Annotated in this window: 21 protein-coding genes; 12 read left to right on the top strand and 9 right to left on the bottom strand. The window is 63.9% G+C overall.

The features are described from left to right. Nucleotide 1: 1 nt before the first annotated feature. Nucleotides 2–646, bottom strand: a complete 645-nt coding sequence (locus ACR0NY_RS06320) for an NUDIX hydrolase (protein WP_217354880.1) — start codon at nt 644–646, stop codon at nt 2–4. Nucleotides 647–651: 5 nt separating this feature from the next. Continuing rightward, nucleotides 652–1,230, bottom strand: a complete 579-nt coding sequence (locus ACR0NY_RS06315; RefSeq protein WP_093962717.1) for a GcrA family cell cycle regulator — start codon at nt 1,228–1,230, stop codon at nt 652–654. A gap of 126 nt (nt 1,231–1,356) precedes the next feature. Between ACR0NY_RS06315 and ACR0NY_RS06310 the strand changes: the two genes are divergently transcribed. Further along, the gene (locus tag ACR0NY_RS06310; RefSeq protein WP_170337564.1) at nt 1,357–2,160 is read left to right on the top strand and encodes an ABC transporter permease; all 804 of its coding nucleotides are present in this window, start codon (nt 1,357–1,359) and stop codon (nt 2,158–2,160) included. Here ACR0NY_RS06310 and ACR0NY_RS06305 read toward each other — a convergent pair. Together ACR0NY_RS06305 and ACR0NY_RS06300 are read right to left on the bottom strand one after the other, a co-directional pair. Then, a complete protein-coding gene (locus ACR0NY_RS06305; RefSeq protein ID WP_170337565.1) occupies nt 2,157–3,392 on the bottom strand; it encodes an MFS transporter in 1,236 nt (411 codons plus the stop codon). The genes ACR0NY_RS06310 and ACR0NY_RS06305 overlap by 4 nt on opposite strands. 106 nt (nt 3,393–3,498) lie before the next feature. Further along, nucleotides 3,499–4,383: a DMT family transporter gene (locus tag ACR0NY_RS06300; protein ID WP_170368806.1), complete on the bottom strand. Its 885-nt coding sequence runs from the start codon at nt 4,381–4,383 to the stop codon at nt 3,499–3,501. Between the two features lie 306 nt (nt 4,384–4,689). On the opposite strand from ACR0NY_RS06300, the gene ACR0NY_RS06295 reads away from it, so the two are divergent. From ACR0NY_RS06295 to ACR0NY_RS06285, 3 genes are all read left to right on the top strand, one after another. Beyond that, complete coding sequence (locus tag ACR0NY_RS06295; RefSeq protein WP_170368805.1) at nt 4,690–5,877, top strand: aspartate aminotransferase family protein; 1,188 nt, start codon at nt 4,690–4,692, stop codon at nt 5,875–5,877. Nucleotides 5,878–5,940: 63 nt separating this feature from the next. Next, nucleotides 5,941–6,867 carry an ornithine carbamoyltransferase gene (gene argF, locus ACR0NY_RS06290; RefSeq protein ID WP_170368804.1) on the top strand — a complete coding sequence of 309 codons (927 nt, stop codon included), beginning with the start codon at nt 5,941–5,943 and terminating at the stop codon, nt 6,865–6,867. Between the two features lie 57 nt (nt 6,868–6,924). Then, nucleotides 6,925–7,269: a 5-carboxymethyl-2-hydroxymuconate Delta-isomerase gene (locus tag ACR0NY_RS06285; protein WP_170368803.1), complete on the top strand. Its 345-nt coding sequence runs from the start codon at nt 6,925–6,927 to the stop codon at nt 7,267–7,269. Between the two features lie 14 nt (nt 7,270–7,283). Here ACR0NY_RS06285 and ACR0NY_RS06280 read toward each other — a convergent pair whose 3' ends face one another. Both ACR0NY_RS06280 and ACR0NY_RS06275 read right to left on the bottom strand, forming a co-directional pair. Further along, nucleotides 7,284–7,889 carry a ferric reductase-like transmembrane domain-containing protein gene (locus tag ACR0NY_RS06280; protein ID WP_170368802.1) on the bottom strand — a complete coding sequence of 202 codons (606 nt, stop codon included), beginning with the start codon at nt 7,887–7,889 and terminating at the stop codon, nt 7,284–7,286. A 5-nt stretch (nt 7,890–7,894) separates the two neighbouring features. Then, nucleotides 7,895–8,383, bottom strand: a complete 489-nt coding sequence (locus ACR0NY_RS06275) for a peptidase associated/transthyretin-like domain-containing protein (RefSeq protein WP_170368801.1) — start codon at nt 8,381–8,383, stop codon at nt 7,895–7,897. A gap of 205 nt (nt 8,384–8,588) precedes the next feature. Here ACR0NY_RS06275 and ACR0NY_RS06270 point away from each other — a divergent pair, with 205 nt between their 5' ends. From ACR0NY_RS06270 to ACR0NY_RS06260, 3 genes are all read left to right on the top strand, one after another. Next, on the top strand, nt 8,589–9,431 hold the full coding sequence (locus tag ACR0NY_RS06270; protein WP_170368800.1) for a phytanoyl-CoA dioxygenase family protein: 843 nt from the start codon (nt 8,589–8,591) through the stop codon (nt 9,429–9,431). A gap of 102 nt (nt 9,432–9,533) precedes the next feature. Next, nucleotides 9,534–10,496 (top strand): pirin family protein, encoded by a 963-nt coding sequence (locus tag ACR0NY_RS06265; protein WP_170368799.1) that lies wholly within the window; start codon nt 9,534–9,536, stop codon nt 10,494–10,496. A 78-nt stretch (nt 10,497–10,574) separates the two neighbouring features. Further along, nucleotides 10,575–11,570, top strand: coding sequence for a 2-dehydropantoate 2-reductase (locus ACR0NY_RS06260; protein ID WP_170368798.1), 996 nt, complete (start codon nt 10,575–10,577; stop codon nt 11,568–11,570). On the opposite strand, the gene ACR0NY_RS06255 is transcribed toward ACR0NY_RS06260, so the two are convergent. Both ACR0NY_RS06255 and hrpB read right to left on the bottom strand, forming a co-directional pair. Then, complete coding sequence (locus ACR0NY_RS06255; protein ID WP_170368797.1) at nt 11,567–12,022, bottom strand: NUDIX hydrolase; 456 nt, start codon at nt 12,020–12,022, stop codon at nt 11,567–11,569. The two genes, ACR0NY_RS06260 and ACR0NY_RS06255, sit on opposite strands and share 4 nt — an antisense overlap. 71 nt (nt 12,023–12,093) lie before the next feature. Continuing rightward, nucleotides 12,094–14,544, bottom strand: a complete 2,451-nt coding sequence (hrpB, locus tag ACR0NY_RS06250; protein WP_170337575.1) for an ATP-dependent helicase HrpB — start codon at nt 14,542–14,544, stop codon at nt 12,094–12,096. Nucleotides 14,545–14,670: 126 nt separating this feature from the next. Between hrpB and meaB the strand changes: the two genes are divergently transcribed. The 3 genes from meaB (at nt 14,671) to rpmB (ending at nt 17,400) form a co-directional block, all read left to right on the top strand. Continuing rightward, on the top strand, nt 14,671–15,648 hold the full coding sequence (gene meaB, locus ACR0NY_RS06245; RefSeq protein WP_170368796.1) for a methylmalonyl Co-A mutase-associated GTPase MeaB: 978 nt from the start codon (nt 14,671–14,673) through the stop codon (nt 15,646–15,648). Nucleotides 15,649–15,804: 156 nt separating this feature from the next. Next, nucleotides 15,805–16,941: a Hint domain-containing protein gene (locus ACR0NY_RS06240; protein WP_170368795.1), complete on the top strand. Its 1,137-nt coding sequence runs from the start codon at nt 15,805–15,807 to the stop codon at nt 16,939–16,941. A 171-nt stretch (nt 16,942–17,112) separates the two neighbouring features. Continuing rightward, complete coding sequence (gene rpmB, locus ACR0NY_RS06235; protein WP_039532366.1) at nt 17,113–17,400, top strand: 50S ribosomal protein L28; 288 nt, start codon at nt 17,113–17,115, stop codon at nt 17,398–17,400. 69 nt (nt 17,401–17,469) lie between these two features. Here the strand turns inward: rpmB and ACR0NY_RS06230 are convergent, their stop codons facing one another. Continuing rightward, nucleotides 17,470–17,955 (bottom strand): GNAT family N-acetyltransferase, encoded by a 486-nt coding sequence (locus tag ACR0NY_RS06230; protein ID WP_170368794.1) that lies wholly within the window; start codon nt 17,953–17,955, stop codon nt 17,470–17,472. Nucleotides 17,956–18,411: 456 nt separating this feature from the next. Here ACR0NY_RS06230 and ACR0NY_RS06225 point away from each other — a divergent pair, with 456 nt between their 5' ends. Next, a complete protein-coding gene (locus ACR0NY_RS06225) occupies nt 18,412–18,762 on the top strand; it encodes a hypothetical protein (protein ID WP_170368793.1) in 351 nt (116 codons plus the stop codon). Between the two features lie 45 nt (nt 18,763–18,807). Beyond that, nucleotides 18,808–19,281 carry a copper chaperone PCu(A)C gene (locus tag ACR0NY_RS06220; RefSeq protein WP_170368792.1) on the top strand — a complete coding sequence of 158 codons (474 nt, stop codon included), beginning with the start codon at nt 18,808–18,810 and terminating at the stop codon, nt 19,279–19,281. Nucleotides 19,282–19,295 lie beyond the last annotated feature (14 nt).

Below are 19,295 nucleotides of genomic sequence, written 5' to 3'. Positions count from 1 at the left end.
GTCAGTCAAACTTCGCCGGGCTGGGTGACTTGCCGTTCGCCTGAAACGCAGCGTGGATGTCTTTTTCCAGATTGCGTGTCCGGGACAGGTCCGGCAACGCATCCGGGGCGAAAAACGCCGCTTCGCTGGTTTCGGGGCCCGGTATCGGGGTGGCGGCATCCAAAGGGCTACACAGGAAGAACAGTTTGTAGAAGTCCCGTGGATCTGGCGGGTAGGGATGCCGTGCCTTGTGGCGTACGGCATAGAGTGTCTGCGCCGTGACACGCAGACCGGCTTCCTCCAAGACTTCGCGTTCGATGTTCTCCGCCGGAGAGCTGCCGATATCGGCAAAACCGCCAGGCATCGCCCACAACCCGTCGCTGCGTTCCCGTACTAGCAGGATACCGCCGTTGCGAATTACGGCGGCGCGGATGTCGATGCTGGGTGTTGCGTATCCGCCCGTATGGGCAGGCATCGTCATTTCGATCTGTGACAAAGGCACCCGACCCAGATCGGACAGCATCGCGCGGGCCATTCCGGCGATCTCGTCATAGCGTTCGCGGTCGAACGGATCGGTGGTGAAATGCTGGCCGGTTTCGGCCAGCGCCAAAAGCCGTTTGGCCCGGGCCAGCCAGGTATCCTCCATCGCTGTCGGATCCTGGCGCATGGGCCTCAGCGACGCCGGTCGCGGCGCGAGCTCATGGGTTGGAAGGCGACGCCCACATGCGCCTCGCAATAGGGTTTGCCCGGCTCGGCCGGCAGACCGCAGAACCAGAAATCATCCGTGGCCGGATCGCCCACAGGCCATTTGCAGGTCTTTTCGGTCAGTTCCATCAGGGTCAGCTTCTTGGCCTTCTTTTCGACCTCGTTGACCTTGGCCAGCGCCTCGGGGCTGATTTCATTGGCCGAAGGCTGCGGCGGCAGCGGCTGGCCGGCCGGAATGATCTGGCGGCGCGGCGGCGTGGCCGGCTTTGCCTCGGCGGCCGGTGCGGCTGCTGCAGGGCGGGCCGGTTCGGTCTTGGGGGCGGGTTTGGGCTTGGCCTCGGCCTTGGGTGCGGGGGCCGGTTTTTCCTTGGGCTCGGCCTTGGCCGGAGCGGCGCCGGTGGTCCGGTTCGACAGGCCCAGGCGATGGACCTTGCCGATCACCGCATTGCGGGTGACCCCGCCCAGTTCCTTGGCGATCTGGCTGGCCGACTGGCCTTCGCCCCACATTTTCTTGAGCAGTTCAACGCGCTCGTCTGTCCAGGACATGGGTAGCCTTTCAAAAGCGGGAAAGCGGCCTCGGTCACGGGCCGCCTTCGGAATTCGTCTCAGCGCCCTATTCTAATCACTGCGGGCCGAGTTACAAGCGGTCATCGAATCAGATTGGGGGCAGGAATGCAGAATCTCGCGGATCAGGACATGCGCCGTTTCGGAGCGGTCAACTGGATGGGGTTGTGGACACTGGCTCAGCGCGAAACCCTGCGCTTTCTGGCGGTCTGGACGCAGACCCTGCTGGCGCCTCTGGTCACAGCGGGCCTGTTCCTGCTGATCTTCAACATCGCCGTCGGCCCAGGGCGACCGGATGTGATGGGCGTGCCGTTCCTGACATTCCTGGCGCCCGGGATCATGATGATGACGGTGATTCAGAACGCCTTTGCCAACACTTCGTCCTCGATGGTGATCTCGAAAGTGCAGGGCAACATCGTGGACACGCTGATGCCGCCGTTGTCCCCACTCGAGATCTTGCTGGGCTATCTGGCGGGCGGCATCGCACGGGGTGTGCTGATCGCGTTGATGCTGGCCGCTGCGCTGGCGCTTGGCTTGGGGCTGATGCCGCAGCATCCCGTGCTGGCCTTGGTTTTTGTCATTCTTGGGGGTGCGTTCATGGGCGCGCTGGGCCTGCTGGCAGGGGTTTTTGCCAACAAGTTCGATCAGATGGCCGCAATCACCAACTTCATCGTTACCCCGCTGGCGTTTCTGTCCGGCACCTTCTACTCGGTCGATGCGTTGCCGCCGTTGCTGAACAGGATCAGTCACGTGAACCCCGTTTTCTACCTGATCGACGGATTGCGATACGGCATGATCGGTGTGTCGGACAGCAACCCGATGTTGGGGATGGCCGTCTGTTTGCTGTCGACCCTGCTGATCTGCGCCGTCATCTGGCAAATGCTGCGGACCGGTTACCGTTTGAAGGCCTAGGCAGCTTCGGACAACGAACCGGGCTGCAGCGGTACGCGAGGGCGTCCCAGCCGCGGGTGCAGTCGTGCGGCCACGGACCAGGCTCCCAGCATTGCAAGCCCACCTGCCGCAAAAACACCAGCCACCGGTGTCGCCAGCAACACCAAGGCGGCAACGCCCGGTGTCAGAATTCCCGAAACGTCGCGATAGCTGGAATAGATTGCGGACATCTCTGTCCGCTCGGACGGCTTCACCGCCATCAGGAATGGCAGCCCGGCACATATGTCCAGCACGATCAACCAGATTGACCCCATGACCAGTGCGACGACCGATGCCACCGGCCAGCCCGAGAGAAATGCAGCCAACAGAAAACATGTGGCGCAGGCGGCAAAGCCTGTTCGCACGGCGCTGCGCAGTGACCGGTTCTGGACCCAGCGCAGAATCAGGGGGGCAGCAAACAGCATGGCGTTCGTGGCGGACAAAAGCGTGCCGCCCAATTGCTCACCCAACCCGTTTTCGATGGCGAAAATCGGAAGGTAGACCACATAGATCCACCAGCCACAGGACCGGATCATGGCAAACAGATACCCGGCCACCAGCCGCGGTTGGGCAAAGAACCGTCGCAGAAATGACAGCGGATTCTTCGTCGCACCTCTGGCCTTGGTAATCAGTTTGCCGTTGCCCAGACGCATGGCCCAGAACATGATCAGCATCCCAGTGGCGGCGGCCGTGCTGATGACGAAAGGGGCAGGGGCCCATAATTCCATCAGCATCACGCCTGCCATCGGCCCCGCTGTCCAACCCAGCGCGCTGTAGAACATCCGGCTCGTTTCGCAGCGGCCGAGCTCGATCTTGCTGATGTAGTCCAAAACGTAGGCGTTGAAGCAGATGAAAGTCACCACCGCGGCCACGGTGTTCAGCGCAAGTGCGCCGATCACGGCCTTGGGGCTGCCGTCGATGGCCAGAAGAGCGCCGGTGATGAACATAACGCAGCCAGCGGTGTAAGCCCATCGCCGCGGGACATAACGGATCAGGAACGGCACCATCAGTCCGGCCAATAACGAAACGAGGCCGACCAGAAAGTAAACGAGCGAGACGGACCCGGCGTCGCCCATGGCCCGGTACATCACCAAGGGGAACACGGAAATCAGGATGCCGCGAACCACGGCCTCGAACCCGGCAAGTATTCCGAACTTGCGAACGGAGGGCGCGGGCGCGTGACGGACCCATTCCGGGATTCGGCGTTCGTGCATCGGGCAATCTCTCTAACCAACCGCATTCAGGGTGCGTCATGCGGTGTCGGTTTCATGAGAGTTTGCGACATCGGGGTCGCCTGCGGACAAGGCCGTAGAAAAAATCCTAGCGGCGTCTGGCTCGGGCCTCGCGCCAGACAAGGATCAGCGCTCCGGTCAGAATGACCCCTGAGCCCAGCAGACTGACCCAATCCGGAACGACCCGGAACACCCCATAGTCATAAAGCGCTGCGAATATCAGCGTTGCATAGCTGATTGGCGCTACGAACGAGGCATCTGCCAGGGCCATTCCATTGACGAAGCAGGCCTGCGCGCAAGCCATCAGAAAACCAATGCCGGCCAAAGCCGCCCACTGAGCGGGCGATGGTGGCTGCCAGACGGTTGCGACCGCGATGCTGGCAATCGTCAGGCCCATGGCGTTGTTGATGAGCAGGATCTGGATGGGACTCTCGCGGCCGGACAGCTTTTTGATGAAGATAAGTTCCATCCCGATCACTGCCGCCGCCGCCAAGGCCAGCAGGGCCGCAGGTTGAAAGCTGTCGGGTGTGGGGCGCAGCAGGATGATCGCCCCAGTCAAAGCGACCGCCGCAGCGAGCCAGCGCCAAGGCCCCACGGTCTCTTTCAGCAGAGGAATGGCCAGAACCATCGCGAAAACAGGGTTCAGAAACGATATCGCCGTGGCATCGGCTATTGGGATATAGGCGACCGACGCGAACATCAGAGTAATGCCAGTCCACCCGAAACTGGTGCGTCCGATATGCAGACCCCAATGCGGACGCCGGAGTTGGGGACGCAGAACGCCAACCGCTGCCACGATGACCACAAATGCGAACAGGAACCGGCCATGGCTGATCTGCATCGGGTGCAGGGGCGGGCCCAGTGCCTCGGTGCCCAGAGCTTTGGCCAGCAATGTCGTGCCCGCGATGAAAGCGCTGGCGCAGAAGATAAGTACGGCTGCCAGGGCAGGGTTGTGGGCTTGTGGTGAGAACATGGGCCATCGGTGCGCCAGCGTAAGAGAAATGACAAGCCCGAATTGCAAGGGGTCCGACCCGCGCCCGCAAAAAATCCATGGGCGGATACATTTTGCCTTTCCACACTGGGCTGGCCCCGATATACGGGCGCCCATGATCAAACTCGTGCATATCCTGCCGCTCCGACGTCGACGCATCATTGCGTAACCGGCCCGTTTGATCCTGTGCGCGCGAACCAAATCCGCGCATCTCTCACCAAATCTGTTGACGAACCCTGTCTCAGTGTTTCAGTCACTGGGTTCAAGTTTTCCAAAAAGGATGATCCGATGATCCCGTCCGTTCTGCCGACCTACAATCGTGCTCCGCTGACCTTCGTGAAGGGCGAAGGCGCCTGGCTGACCGAGGCGGACGGCCGACGTTTCCTTGATCTGGGCGCGGGTATCGCGGTGAACGCGCTGGGCCATGCCCATCCGGCACTGGTCGGCGCCTTGACCGAGCAGGCGCACGCGCTGTGGCACGTGTCGAACCTGTACCATATTCCGCAGCAGCAGGCCCTGGCCGACAAGCTGGTGGATCTGACCTTTGCCGACACGGTGTTCTTCACCAATTCCGGAACCGAGTCCTGCGAATTGGCGGTCAAGATGGCCCGCAAATACTTCTACGATCAGGGGCAACCCGAGCGGGTGGAGATCATCACGTTTGATGGGTCTTTCCACGGGCGCTCATCGGCAGGCATCGCCGCTGCCGGGTCCGAGAAGATGACCAAGGGGTTCGGCCCGCTGCTGCCCGGGTTCGTCCATGTCGCCTTCGGCGATCTGGACGGTGTGACCAACGCGATCAGCGACAACACCGCCGCGATCATGATCGAGCCGATCCAGGGCGAAGGCGGCATCCGCCCCGTCCCCGATGTCGAACTCAAGGCCCTGCGCCAGATCTGCGACGACAACGGGCTGCTGCTGATCCTCGACGAGGTACAGTGCGGCGTCGGCCGGACCGGGAAACTCTTCGCCCACGAATGGGCGGGCATTACGCCCGACATCATGATGGTGGCCAAGGGCATCGGCGGGGGCTTTCCTCTGGGTGCAGTGCTGGCCACCGAAGCGGCCGCCAGCGGCATGACCGCGGGCACCCATGGGTCGACCTATGGCGGCAACCCGCTGGGCTGCACAGTGGGCTGCGCGGTCCTGGACCATGTGGCAACCCCGGCCTTCCTGGACGGCGTCAACCGCAAGGCGGGACTGCTGCGCCAAAAGCTCGAGGGCCTAGTCGCCGATCACCCCGACGTTTTCGAAGAGGTCCGCGGATCTGGCCTGATGCTGGGCCTGAAATGCAAGGCGCCCAACGCCGACGTGGTCGCGGCCGGCTATGACAACGAAGTCATCACCGTGCCCGCGGCCGACAACGTGATCCGCCTGCTGCCGCCGCTGACCCTGACCGAGGATGACATCGCCCAGGCCCAGATCCGCCTCGAGAAAGCCGCCCAGCAGGTTCAAGGCCAACTCGCCTCGGCCTGACGCCCCTATTCCCGAATGCGCCGGAGGCTCTCCGGCAACCGACAGTGAAAAAAGCGAACCGACATGAACCATTTCCTTGATATCCACAAAACCGACGCCGCCGCGCTGCGGTCGATGATCGACCAGGCCGGCGCGATGAAGCAGGCCCGGTTGGGCCGTCCCAAGGCCGCACCCGACGACGAACAGCCGCTGGCGGGCCGCATGGTGGCGCTGATCTTCGAAAAACCCTCGACCCGGACCCGCGTTTCGTTCGATGTGGGTGTGCGTCAGATGGGCGGTCAGACCATGGTGCTGTCGGGCAAGGACATGCAACTGGGCCATGGCGAGACCATCGCCGACACCGCCCGCGTGCTGTCGCGCTATGTCGACATGATCATGATCCGCACATTCGACGAAACCATCCTGACCGAGATGGCCGAATACTCGGACGTGCCCGTGATCAACGGCCTGACCGACCGCACCCATCCCTGCCAGATCATGGCCGACGTGCTGACCTATGAGGAACACCGCGGCCCGATCGCCGGGAAAAAGGTGGTTTGGACGGGTGATGGCAACAATGTCTGCGCCTCGTTCCTGCACGCGGCGGGCCAGTTCGGGTTTGACCTGACCTTTACTGGCCCGGCCCAGTTCGACCCCGAGGAAGAGTTCATGGGCTTCGCCCGCCAGAAGGGCTCGAAGATCGTGATCGAGCGCGATCCGTACAAGGCCGTCGAAGGCGCCGATCTGGTTGTGGCCGACACTTGGGTTTCAATGCACGATTCCCAATCCGCGAAGGAACGTCGGCATAACCTGTTGCGGCCCTATCAGGTCAACGCCGAGCTGATGGCCCATGCCAAGCCCGACGCCCTGTTCATGCACTGCCTGCCCGCCCACCGCGAAGAGGAAGCGACCTCGGAGGTGATGGACGGGCCGAACTCGGTGATCTTTGACGAGGCCGAAAACCGCCTGCACGCGCAGAAGGCTGTGATGCGCTGGTGTTTGGGCGTCTGAAGCTCCCTCAGACATTCAATGGGAGCCGCTGGTTCTCTTTCAATCCCGGAGGCTCCCATGCCGCACGTCGTCTTGGAATTTTCAACTGGGCTTGAGCGATCGCATGATTTTCAAGCCATATGCGAAGAACTCTATACGGTCCTCGCCACGCATCAGGAGTTTGACGCACCAACGCTGAAAATTCGCGCGATACCGATCCCGTATTCCTTCATCGGGACTGAGCCGCAGACCTTCATCCATGCCTCACTGTTGCTGATGCAGGGACGGGATGAACGGACGCGAGCCGAGCTGAACGCGATCATTCTGGATGTTCTGACCGCCGCTGCGCCAACGGTCGGCAGCATCACGGTGCGGGATGTAGAGATGAACCGCGCCACCTATGCCAAGCGCCTGGCGACCTGACGTGCGCCCGTCGCCTAACCTCGCGGTTTAACGTCCCAGACCTGCAGTCTGATCAACGCCCCGAAGCAGGCGAACAATACAAGTCCGCACAATGTGGCCTTGGTGACGGTTTCCATTGCGCCCTCGATCAGCAGGGCATGAACGACGGTGCCCAGGATGGTCACAAGCGCAAGACTGGCATGGGCCAACCGCCAAAGGCGGAACCGCCATCCCAGCCGGCTGCGCAGCGCGGCCAGCGCCGCGGCAGCGAACGCTGCCCACATGGCCGCCACGCCCCAGGCCGAGAACGGGGTGGGGGACCGGAACAGAAGGGCATCCACCACGTCCGGGGGGCTGGTGATCCACAGTCCGCCCACATGCAGGGCAATCATGGCGATCAGGGCGATGCCGACCCAGCGGTGCACCATTCGGCCGTTCATCGCGGTCAGCCCCGGCAGCATGCGCGCGGCCAGCAGCGGCTGTACCAGCAGCAATCCCAACCCGATGACTCCGGCAAAGCCCGCAGCGATGTAGATCGGGCTGCGCCAGGCCAGATACGGGCTGAACCCCGCCACCACCACGGGCACCGCGATGGCCGCAATCAACGCCAGCCAGACCGCAAGTACGCCCGGGCGCGGCACGTGGTTCAGACCGGTTGCAGAACGAAATGCGCGGCGAGAGTCTTGTCGCGCGCACTGGACATGATCGGGCGCAGGAAGACGGTCTCGAATTCGCCGCTGTCATAGGCCAGATGTCCATGCGGCTGACCAAAGGCCGGCACGATCTGCGGCATCTCCAGCCGGAATTCTCCGTTCGCATCGGTCAGGGTGGCACCGTGGCTCTGAGGGTCGCGCTCGTGGCCTTCTGTGGTATGTGCCCAGATCTGGATGCGCTGACCGGGCAGGGGCGCGCCGTCGCCGGCCCGCCGTACTGTGCCGGTCATCCAGAAACCGCCGCCGCCGATCCGGTCGACGACCGGCGCGCCCGGGCGGTAGTTGTTCGATCCGCCCCGCATCGACGGGGTCGGCGCCAACCCACTGGCTCGCGCAGGCATGATGAGGCCGCTGCCGGCCGTGGCGACCAGAGCGGTGCCGGCCACCAGCATGGTTCTTCGGTTCAGTGAATCTCCGGGCATCGAAACCTCTCCTGTGCTGACCCGGCAGCTGTTCCAACCGCCACAGTGGAAGAATAGCACGATCGCGGTTCATTCCGAGCGTTCCGGGCAAAATCCGGCCGACCTGCGGACAAAAGCGCGTGAAACGCAACGAGGCCGCAAAAGTCTTTGACGCCTGCGCCATTCGGGTGCGATCCTTTTCCTTGCGTCACCAAGGGGGAAGCCGATGACAGATGCCAGCCTGCTGACCAAGGATGAAATCTCCGCCTTCCGCCGCGATGGTGCGGTGGTGCTGCGCCAGAAATTCAGCGCCGACTGGCTCGAGTTGCTGCGCGCGGGCATCGACGCCGATCTGCGGGCCCCGACCGAGAACTTCACCCGCCACACCAAGGACCCGGACGCGCCGGCCTATCTCGAGGACTACTGGGCCTGGAGCAAGATCCCCCAGTTCGAGGAATTCGTTCGCAACTCGCCTTGTGCGCCAATCGCTTCCGAATTGCTGGGCGCCGCGTCGATCAATCTGGTGATGGACAACTGGTTCCTGCGCGAGGCCGGATCGACCTCGCGCCCGCCATTCCATCAGGACCTGTCCTATTTCGATTTCGAAGGCTCGATGTGCGTGCTGTGGCTACCGCTTGAACCGGTCAGCAAGGACAACGGGATCGCCTTCGTGCGCGGCTCGCACCTGTGGGACACGCTGTTCATGCGGGTGCGGTTCGCCGACGGGCACCCCAGCTATGAACCCACGCAGGTTGCAGGCCGCACCTATCACCCGCCACCGGACGTGAATGCCGACCCCGGCGCCTATGACCTGCTGCAATGGGATATGGATCTGGGCGACTGCATCTATTTCGACATGCGCACGCTGCACGGGGGGCTGTCCTCGGTCACGCCCACGGAAACCGTGCGCCGCTTCACCCTGCGCATGACCGGGCCGGACGGGGTGATCCGGTATCGCGGCGATTGGGCAAAGGAGGAGCGGGCGCAGTTTGAGGTTGCCGGCTATTCCGAGGGCGACCGGATCGCCGGCCCGTTTTTCCCGCAGCTCTGGCCCCGCGCACAGGACTGATCCGGGGCGCAGCCTGTCTGTGCGCAGATGCACTTTGTCCGCTGGTATTTTGCGCTAGATTGCCAAGGGTGAACATCCCGCCGCACCGGATTGGAGGCCGACATGAGCTGGAACCCCACCCACAGTCCCGAATGCGTCAGCGAAGGATCGGCACTGGAAACCCTGATCATCCCGCGCGCCCGCGATCTGGGCGGGTTCGAGGTGCGCCGCGCGCTGCCCTCGGTCAAGCGCCAGTTGGTGGGGCCCTTCATCTTCTTCGACCAGATGGGACCGGCCGAGTTCATCACCGATGGCGGCATCGACGTACGCCCACATCCGCATATCGGGCTGGGCACGGTCACCTACCTGTACCAAGGCGAATTTGAACATCGCGACAGCCTCGGCACCCATCAGATGATCTATCCCGGTGAGGTCAACTGGATGGTCGCGGGCCGCGGCGTTACCCATTCCGAACGCACCAGCGCCGAAACCCGCGCCAAGCGGCACAGCCTGTTCGGTATCCAGACCTGGATTGCGCTGCCGGAAGCGCACGAAGACATGGCCCCCGATTTCGAACATCAGAAGCAGGCCGCGCTGCCGCATATCCGGGATGCCGGTGTCAGCGCCCGGCTGATCCTCGGCTCGGCCTACGGGGAAACCAGCCCGGTCACGATGCTGTCGGAAACCTTCTATCTGGACGTTCAGCTGGACCCCGGCGCCGCTTTTCCGCTGCCCGACGATCACGAGGATCGGGGCGTCTACGTCACCCAGGGCTCGGTCGAGATCGCGGGTGACCGGTTCGAGGAAGGCCGCATGATGGTCTTCCGCCCGGGTGACCGCCTGTCGGTGACCGCCGGGCCGGCGGGGGCGCGGCTGATGCTGCTGGGCGGGGCCACCATGAATGAGGATCGGTATATCTGGTGGAACTTCGTCTCGTCTTCGAAGGACAAGATCGAAACGGCGATCCGCGAATGGAAAACCGCCGATTGGGCCAACGGTGCCTTCCACCTGCCGCCGGGGGACGAGGACGAGTTCATACCAATCACCCCGGAGCTGGAACGCACAAAGCCCCGGCGCGCGCGCTGAACGCGACGTCAGCGCCCGCCCGGCTTGCCCACCCGCGCGATCCCGGCGATCCTTGGTGGCAAACGGGAAGGGGACGGCATGAAACTGGTGATTGCGGGCGCGGGCAGCATCGGATGCTATTGCGGGGGGCTGTTGGCCGATGCCGGGCATGACGTTACGCTGCTGGGCCGGGCGCGGGTGCTGGACCCGATCCGGCAGAACGGGCTGACCGTCACCGACTATTCCGGCATGCGCAAAACGATCCCCGCCGACCGTCTGACCCTGTCTGAAGATCCTGCCTGCCTGTCCAACGCCGATCTGGTCCTGGTCGCGGTGAAAACCGGCGCCACCGCCGAGATGGCCCGCCTGATCGCCGCGCACGCCCCGGCCGCGGCCCCGGTCATTTCGTGGCAGAACGGAATGGAAAACGCCCGCACCCTGCGTACCGCGCTGCCCGGGCGGGACGTGCGCGCCGGGATGGTGCCGTTCAACGTGGTGCCTGCCGGTCCGGCCACCTGGCATCGCGCGACATCCGGCGACATCGTGATCGAGTCCGGCCCCAGCGGGCTGGCCCGCGGCCTGTCCACGCCCGATCTGCCGGTCACCGAAACCGACGGGATTGAGGCAGTGCAATGGGGCAAGCTGGTCATCAACCTCAACAACGCACTGAACGCGCTGTCGGGTCTGACCCTTCGCGAACAGCTTTTGAACCGCGACTGGCGCCGTCTGATGGCCGATCAGATGGCCGAGGCGCTGGCGGTTCTGGCCGCCTCCGGGCGCCCCGTGGCCTCGACCACGCCGCTGCCGGCCTCGATGACGCCGCATATCCTGCGCCTGCCCACGCCGCTGTTTTCGCGCATCGCGGCGCGGATGCTGACGATCGACCCCGCCGCGCGCACCTCGATGGCCTATGATCTGGATGCCGGTCGCCCGACCGAAATCGACAGCCTGCAGGGCGAGATCATCCGTCTGGGCCGCGAAACCGGCACACCGACCCCTATCTGCGACCGGGTGGCAGCGCTGATCACGCAGGGCGAGACGGGTCCGCTGACCCCCGACCAGATTCGTTCCGGGCTGCGCGCTGCCGGTGGTTAGATCCGCAACAGCAGCTTTTTCAGCTCTGGTTCATGGACGCGTTCAGACGCCTCTTGCGGCGAGACCCACTCGCGGGTGCGTTCGTGAATTTCGGGAAACTCATCGGCCAGGTCGGTCACCCGCAGCCGATAGACCGTGGTGCAGACCGGATCGATCGCGCCGCTTTTGCGGACCTTGACATAGCAGTAGCTGCCGACCGGCTCTGGATCGACCTCGGCTTTGCGCACGCCGGCCTCTTCCCAAGCCTCCTGCGCTGCCGCCTCGGCCCCGTTCAGCCCGTCAATCGGCCAGCCCTTGGGGATGATCCACCGCCCGGTGTCACGGCTGGTAACCAGCAGCACCTGCGTATCGGGGCCATCGCCACGGGTACACAGAGCCGCGAACTGCACGAGGCGCGGACGCTGAAACAGGGGTTTCAGAACCCCCTCCCAGAATTTGTGCAGCCATGTCATTGCGGGTGCCTGCCGTTTTTTTGTTGTTCTGCCTTCCAGACGGCGAGAGATATCAATCTGACAGGCGGTATTCAAGCACCCCTGCGTTTGGCCCGCAGGGTCGGGTCGGCCTGGGTCGGGTCCTCGGGCCAGGGGTGCTTGGGATATTGCGCGCGCATGTCCTTGCGCACATCGGCATAGGACCCGGCCCAGAACCCCGGCAGGTCACGGGTGATCTGGATCGGGCGTTGCGCGGGGGACAGAAGGGTGATCTTCAGCGGCTCGCCGCCCACCATTGGGTGCCGCGTGACCCCGAACATCTCCTGCAGGCGGACCGCGATCTCGGGGACTGCCTTGCCATAATCGATCGGGACCTTGCGCCCCAGCGGCGTGACGAAGGCCGGGGGCGCGCGGCGGTCCAGTTCCTGCATCTGGTCCCAACTCAGCCGCGCCTGAAGAGCGGGCAGCAGGTCGAACCGCTTCCAATCCTCGGCACTGCGCACGCCGGTCAGCATCGGCAGCAGCCAGTCCTCAAGCGTGTCCGTCAGCCCGTTTTCCGAGAAATCGGGCAGGTCGACGCCCGCCGCCCGCACCAGTTCGACCCGCGCTGCCAGTCGCGCGGCCTTGCCCTCCAGCCGCAGGCCCATATCGCGCACGCCGTCCAGCATCGCGCGGGCCACGGACTCGTCGGGCACGTCCTTCCAGATGCGGTCATCGAGCACCAGCGCCCCGAACCGTTCCTGCCGCCGGGCCACCACCCGACGGTCCCGTTTCGACCAGGCGCAGGTCTCGACCCATTCGATCTGGTCGGCGAACAGCGCGCGGATCTCGGCTTCGGTGATCTGCGCGGCCATACGCAGCCGGGCCTCGCGCGGGTTGCCGTCAGTATCGATGGCAACCAGATACGGCGCCGCGGCCAGCGGATCGCCGGGGTCCATCACCACACCCTTGCCGCCGGACAGCACATAGCGTGGCGCGTCGCCCTTGCGCCGCTGGCCGACCCGGTCGGGATAGGCCAGCGCGGCCATCGCCGCCGGGCTCAGCGGGTCGCCTTCGGTCTTGATCTGGCCGCGCAGCCGTTTCGCCTCGGACCGGATCCGGTCCAGAATACCGGGATTGGCGGGCCAGACCCGGTTGCGCTGATAAGTGCGCGGATCGCGCAGCGCCTCGAGCCGCAGCGACAGGTCCACCGGTGCTCCCTTCAACGGGTCGCGCTCGGCCATCAGGGCGGCAAGCGGGGCGGCCTGCGCACCGGCCGTGACCAGCATGTGCCCCAACCGCGGATGCAGCGGCAGACCAGCCAGTGCGCGGCCATGTTCGGTGATCCGGCCCTTGCCGTCCAGCGCACCCAGCATCCGCAGCAGCGTGCGCGCCTCGGCCAGCGCCCCCTCGGGCGGTGGTGTCAGAAAGGCCAGATCCTGCGGCTCGGCCCCCCACAGGGCCAGTTCCAGCGCAAGTCCGGTCAGGTCGGCGGCTTCGATCTCGGCGGGTGGAAAGGCGGGTAGGGCGCCTTCCTCACCCTTCGACCACAGGCGATAGCACAGCCCTTCGGCCACGCGGCCCGCGCGTCCGGCGCGTTGGGTCGCCTCGGCGCGGGTGACGCGCTCGGTCACCAGCCGCGACATGCCCGAGCCCGGATCGAACCGCGCGCGGCGGGCCTGACCCATGTCCACTACCACCCGGATGTCCGGAATGGTCAGCGAGGTCTCGGCGATCGAGGTGGCCAGCACCACCTTGCGCCCGGCCTCGGCCGGCGCAAGGGCGGCGCGCTGGGCGGCAAAGGGCAGGGCGCCGAACAACGGCCAGATCGCGCAATCGCCGGGCAGCCGGCCGGCCAGCGCGGCCTCGGCCCGGCGGATCTCGCCCTCGCCCGGCAGGAACACCAGAATGCCGCCGCCGGTGGTACGGGTCTCGCGCTCGGCCTGAACCACCAGATCGACCAACGCGTCCAGCCGCCGCGCCTGCGGGCCCAGCGGGCGGTCCAGCCAGCGGGTCTGAACCGGAAAACTGCGCCCCTCGGATGTCACCAGCGGCGCGTCCATCAACCGGGCCACCGGATTGGCATCCAGCGTGGCCGACATCGCCAGCAGGATCAGGTCGTCGCGCAGCGCACCGGCGACCTCAAGGCACAGGGCCAGCCCCAGATCGGCGTTCAAAGAGCGTTCGTGGAATTCGTCGAAGATCACCGCACCCACACCGGGCAGGTCGGGTTCGGATTGCAGCATCCGGGTCAGGACGCCTTCGGTCACCACCTCGATCCGGGTGGCTTTCGACACTTTCGCCTCGCCCCGCACGCGATAGCCGACGGTCTCGCCCGCACGTTCGCCCAGTGTCTCGGCCATGCGTTCGGCGGCGGCGCGGGCGGCCAGCCGCCGCGGTTCCAGCATCACGATCCGCCTGTCGCACAGGCCGGCGTCGCGCATAGCCAGCGGCACGCGCGTGGTTTTGCCGGCGCCGGGCGGAGCCTGCAGCACGGCGCGGCCGCGCGCGCGCAGCGCAGCGATCAGGTCGGGCAGGGCATCGTCGATCGGTAGGCGGGTCATGCCGCCTTATCGCCAAAGCCCCGGCCAAGGTCCAGAACGCCTGCGTCAAATCCCGCGCGCGGCGGTACTAGACAAACCCGGCCCATCCCCGTCATCTAGGGCAGATTTCAACGAAGGACCCCGCCCATGACCACAGCCGAGCTTGCCGCCAGGATCCTCAAGGGCGACCGCCGGGCGTTGGCCCGCGCGATCACCCTTGTCGAAAGCACCCGCGCCGATCACCGCGCCCAGACGGCACAGCTGCTCGACGCGCTGTCAGGCGCCGGGCGGCAGGCGCTGCGCATCGGCCTGTCGGGAACGCCGGGGGTGGGCAAATCAACCTTCATCGAGAGTTTCGGCATGATGCTGATCGGGCAGGGGCTGCGGGTGGCGGTTCTTGCTGTCGATCCCAGCTCGGCCCGGTCGGGCGGCTCGATCCTGGGCGACAAGACCCGGATGGAACGCCTCAGCCGCGAGCCGAACGCCTTCATCCGCCCCTCGCCCAGCCAGAGCCACCTGGGCGGCGTCGCCCGCCGCACGCGCGAGGCTATCGCCCTGTGCGAGGCGGCCGGGTTCGACGTGGTGCTGATCGAAACGGTGGGCGTGGGCCAGTCGGAGACCGTGGTGTCGGAAATGTCCGACCTTTTCCTGCTGCTGCTGGCTCCGGCTGGTGGGGATGAATTGCAGGGCGTCAAGCGCGGCATCATGGAGATGGCCGACATGATCCTTGTGAACAAGGCCGACGGCGACCTGAAAGCGACGGCCACCCGCACCTGCGCCGACTATGCCGGGGCGCTGCGCCTGCTGCGCAAACGCCCGCAGGACCCCGAGGGCTTTCCCAAGGCGATGACCGTTTCAGCGGTCGAGGAACACGGCCTGGACCAGGCCTGGGCCGAGATGCAGGCCCTGGCCGACTGGCGCAAACAGAACGGTCATTGGGACGCCAACCGCGCCGAACAGGCTCGCTACTGGTTCGACCAGGAGGTGCGTCACGCGCTGCTCGCCAAGCTGGAGACCCCGCAGGCCCGGTCCGAGATGGACCGGCTGGGCGCCGAGGTCGGTTCTGGGCGGCTCAGCCCCTCGGTGGCGGCCGAGCGGATGCTGAGGACTCTTGCATTCGGGTAACACCGTTGCCCGCGCGGACAGGAAAACTTGGCGCAACGCCCAAGAGTTCTGTAGCCTGAGTGCAGGTGAAATCCTTGGTTGTGGCGCCCAGCAAATAGAAAAACCGGAGCGCAGCTGGCTGGACGTGACCAAGCGGAGAAACAGGACCCGCCTCTCATGCCCGATATCTTTGGGACAAACGGCGATGACGATATCGATGTCACCAATGACAACGGTACGCTGAACGGCACCCCTCAGGGTACGCCGATTGATGATATCCGCGCGCGCGGCGGCAACGACATCATCACTGTTACCAACAGTACCATCTCTGGCAGTGTCCGTGGAAATGCCGGGATCGATACGATCACGGTGATCGGCAGCACGATCGGCGGTCAGGTAAGAGCCGGATCAGACGACGACACGGTCACGCTGCAAGGCTCGGTCATTGGCAATATCCGTTTGGGCGGTGGAAATGATGTTCTGAACTTCCGCAGCACCAGCGTGTCCGGCGACGTGCGCGGTGGCAGTGGTACCGACACGCTGAATCTGCCTGCTGGAACCGTGGTCAACGACAGCTCATTCGGGACATTTACCGTGTCTGCCGGCACCAGCTATTCGTTGACCAGCGGCAGTTTCACTCTGCCGTCGGGAATTACAGTCACCTATTCCGCATTTGAAAACGGTTCCGGCGTTCCCTGTTTTACCGCTGGCACGAGCATTCTGACTGACCGCGGCCCGGTACAGGTGCAAGACCTGCGCCCCGGTGACCTGATCTGTACGGCCGAGAGCGGCAACCAATCCATCCGCTGGATCGGTCGGCGCAGGTTTGACGCGATTGATCTGAGGGCCAATCCGAAACTGCGCCCAGTTCGTATTTGCGCCGGGGCTTTGGGTGCAGGGCTGCCCACGCGGGACGTGTTGGTTTCCCGCCAGCACCGCATGATGGTCGGTTCTCGCATCGCGCAACGCATGTTCGGCCAGTATCAAGTTCTGATTCCCGCGATCAAGCTGACGGCGCTGCCGGGGATCTTCGTAGATTGCACGGTCGACAGCATCGAGTACTTCCATCTGCTGTTCGACCGGCACGAGATCCTGTTTGCCGAATCCGCGCCGACCGAAAGCCTGTATACCGGCCCTGAGGCGCTGAAATCTCTGGGACCCGCGGCAAGGACTGAAATCCTTGCGATTTTTCCGGAACTGGCTGATGAGAACCACGAATCCGAACCCGCAAGGTTGATCCCGGTAAACCAACAGCAGACCCGTCTGATTGCTCGTCACCTAAAAAATCACAGGCCTTTGCTTGTTGATGCCTGAGCCGTTTCAGGACCATTAATTGGCCCGGAAAGATTTCGCAGCTGCTGTCTTGACCCTTCCGGCGATTCCCACTAAACGCATCCAACCAGTTTTCGGGCGCGACTTCGGGTTGTGCCCCTTGTGATTTGGCTGCGGATTTATGCCCGGCCTCCAGAAACAAAGGAAGAAACCATGTCGCGCCGTTGCGAACTGACCGGAAAAGGCCCGATGACTGGCAACAATGTCAGCCACGCCAAAAACAGAACTCGTCGTCGTTTTCTGCCCAACCTGAACGACGTGACCCTGCAGTCGGAAACCCTGGGTCGTGGCGTTAAGCTGCGCATCTCGGCCGCCGCGCTGCGCTCGGTCGATCATCGTGGTGGTCTGGACGCGTTCCTGGCGAAAGCCAAGGACGAAGAGCTGTCCGCCAACGCGCTGAAAGTGAAAAAGGAAATCGCCAAGGCGCAAGCCTCGGCCTGATTTTCCCAAAGACTGTTTCGTGGCCCCTGTACCCGTTGGTGCAGGGGCTTTTCGTTTGTTTGTGGGTCCTCAACCTGTCTCAAGCCTGTATTTCAGGAACCGCGCGCCGGAATAGGTCACCGGACCGACACAATGCGCGCCGATGCGCCGTAGCGCAGAGAGATTGCGACGGGACGGTGGAAGCAGAAAAGTGACATAAGGAATGCGTTCATCGGCTCGGGCGAATGCGATGGCCTTGCGGGTGATGCGCGTGCCCAGACCGAATGCGTCCGCCGTCAGGACCAGACCGAAATCCCATTCACTGCCTTCACGCTGGAAGCCGCCCCAGCCGACATAGCAACCGCCGGACGTGATCGCCCAGTGCCCAAGCCCGTCGCGTTCCCAGCAGGCTTCTTTCGCGTCTATGAAGGCCCGCGCCATCGCGATGTCCCAGGACCCCGTCAGCAAAGGCAGATGCCGGGCGACGCGGGGATCAGACATGTGCCGTGCGATTTCAGCCGGCTCAATCTGTGGCAGCCTGAGGAACTGAATTTCTGTGTGCGCTTTGAGTGGCATGACCGCGATCTACGCTTGAATTTCTGCCCAAACCAGACCGTCCCGATCACTTTGCCGTTGGACTGATGCCGCACGCGATCTCGGTGCGGAAGGCAGAGGGACGCGACTACGTGACATTGTTCACATACAGGGTTTTGAATCTGTTTTATGTATGCGGTTATTCTATGGCGGAGTGTGGTAATGTCTGCGAATACTTCAATTATTATTTCCTTCCTTTCGACTCTTCTGGTCGGCTCATTTTCCAGCTGTGCGCGAATGCAGCGGCGGGTGAACCGGCTGCATACCGGTCTAAACACAGGTCCGGATGATCGCGGAATTCTTTGAAGGTCGCGATCAAAGCAAATTCAGGGGTCGGCCAGTCAGGCCGGCCCTTTTTTCTTGGTTCGCGCCAAACTGTCTCAGCGCTCACGAAGGCACTTGCAGTCCGTTTCCGATCGGGCCTAAACCTCTGCCAAGATGACCCGATCCTATCGCCTCGTGTTGCCGTTGCTGCTGTCGCTGATGCTGGTTCTGACAGGCCAGGGTTTTGCGGCGTCACGGGGATTGAATGCAGCGGTCGGTCAAATGGTGCTTTGCACCGGGAACGGACCTGTCGTCGTCTATATGGACGAGCACGGCCAGCCCACCAAACCACCTCATTTCTGTCCCGACTATGCGCTCAACTTGCTGGGTGCGGTTCTGGATGCCCCGCCGCCGGTACCGAAAGGGCCCGAGCGGGCAAAGTCTGACATACCGCTGCGTTCCGACAGCCTTGTTGCGGCTCCTATCCCGCAGCGACCGGCGCGCGCGCCGCCGGCCCCTGTCTGAGACCCTTCGCAACACAATCAGACCGTCAAAAAAAGGAGAGGCGAGATGCCCTTCAAATCACTCCTGCCCGCTATTTTCGTCGCTGCAATCATGTCCACCGCCGCCCATGCGGAAAGTGTGATCTCGGTCGAGGATGCCTACGCCCGATCCTCGGGGGCCAATGCCAAGGCTGGTGCGGCCTTCATGATGATCCGCAATTCAGGCGACAGCGATGATCAACTCGTTGCTGTCAAATCAGATATCGCTGCACGGGTCGAGCTGCATACGCACAAGATCGACGACAACGGCGTGGCCAAGATGATGGAAGTCGAGGAGGGTTTTGCGATCCCCGCCGGCGAGGCGCATATGCTGCAGCGGGGCGGAGACCATGTGATGTTCATGGGGCTCAAGCAGCCGTTTGAGCAGGGCGCAACCATACCCGTCACTTTGGTTTTTGAGCAGGCCGGTGAGGTCGTTGTCGAGATTCCCGTGGACCTTGAGCGGAAAGACGGCCACGGGCATATGAAGCACTCGAACTGACGGCACGCCTGTCT

It is taken from the genome of Ruegeria sp. BJ5 (assembly GCF_056537865.1).
The sequence above is the reverse complement of the archived record's forward strand: the minus strand, read 5'-3'. Positions and strand labels throughout refer to the sequence as shown.

Excerpts from the sequence above, each read along its gene's own strand:
- ACR0NY_RS06320 (WP_217354880.1), bottom strand. The coding sequence starts at position 646 with ATGCGCCAGGATCCGACAGCGATGGAGGATACCTGGCTGGCCCGGGCC.
- ACR0NY_RS06315 (WP_093962717.1), bottom strand. The coding sequence starts at position 1,230 with ATGTCCTGGACAGACGAGCGCGTTGAACTGCTCAAGAAAATGTGGGGC.
- ACR0NY_RS06310 (WP_170337564.1), top strand. The coding sequence starts at position 1,357 with ATGCAGAATCTCGCGGATCAGGACATGCGCCGTTTCGGAGCGGTCAAC.
- ACR0NY_RS06305 (WP_170337565.1), bottom strand. The coding sequence starts at position 3,392 with ATGCACGAACGCCGAATCCCGGAATGGGTCCGTCACGCGCCCGCGCCC.
- ACR0NY_RS06300 (WP_170368806.1), bottom strand. The coding sequence starts at position 4,383 with ATGTTCTCACCACAAGCCCACAACCCTGCCCTGGCAGCCGTACTTATC.
- ACR0NY_RS06295 (WP_170368805.1), top strand. The coding sequence starts at position 4,690 with ATGATCCCGTCCGTTCTGCCGACCTACAATCGTGCTCCGCTGACCTTC.
- argF (WP_170368804.1), top strand. The coding sequence starts at position 5,941 with ATGAACCATTTCCTTGATATCCACAAAACCGACGCCGCCGCGCTGCGG.
- ACR0NY_RS06285 (WP_170368803.1), top strand. The coding sequence starts at position 6,925 with ATGCCGCACGTCGTCTTGGAATTTTCAACTGGGCTTGAGCGATCGCAT.
- ACR0NY_RS06275 (WP_170368801.1), bottom strand. The coding sequence starts at position 8,383 with ATGCCCGGAGATTCACTGAACCGAAGAACCATGCTGGTGGCCGGCACC.
- ACR0NY_RS06270 (WP_170368800.1), top strand. The coding sequence starts at position 8,589 with ATGACAGATGCCAGCCTGCTGACCAAGGATGAAATCTCCGCCTTCCGC.
- ACR0NY_RS06265 (WP_170368799.1), top strand. The coding sequence starts at position 9,534 with ATGAGCTGGAACCCCACCCACAGTCCCGAATGCGTCAGCGAAGGATCG.
- ACR0NY_RS06260 (WP_170368798.1), top strand. The coding sequence starts at position 10,575 with ATGAAACTGGTGATTGCGGGCGCGGGCAGCATCGGATGCTATTGCGGG.
- ACR0NY_RS06255 (WP_170368797.1), bottom strand. The coding sequence starts at position 12,022 with ATGACATGGCTGCACAAATTCTGGGAGGGGGTTCTGAAACCCCTGTTT.
- hrpB (WP_170337575.1), bottom strand. The coding sequence starts at position 14,544 with ATGACCCGCCTACCGATCGACGATGCCCTGCCCGACCTGATCGCTGCG.
- meaB (WP_170368796.1), top strand. The coding sequence starts at position 14,671 with ATGACCACAGCCGAGCTTGCCGCCAGGATCCTCAAGGGCGACCGCCGG.
- ACR0NY_RS06240 (WP_170368795.1), top strand. The coding sequence starts at position 15,805 with ATGCCCGATATCTTTGGGACAAACGGCGATGACGATATCGATGTCACC.
- rpmB (WP_039532366.1), top strand. The coding sequence starts at position 17,113 with ATGTCGCGCCGTTGCGAACTGACCGGAAAAGGCCCGATGACTGGCAAC.
- ACR0NY_RS06230 (WP_170368794.1), bottom strand. The coding sequence starts at position 17,955 with ATGCCACTCAAAGCGCACACAGAAATTCAGTTCCTCAGGCTGCCACAG.
- ACR0NY_RS06225 (WP_170368793.1), top strand. The coding sequence starts at position 18,412 with ATGACCCGATCCTATCGCCTCGTGTTGCCGTTGCTGCTGTCGCTGATG.
- ACR0NY_RS06220 (WP_170368792.1), top strand. The coding sequence starts at position 18,808 with ATGCCCTTCAAATCACTCCTGCCCGCTATTTTCGTCGCTGCAATCATG.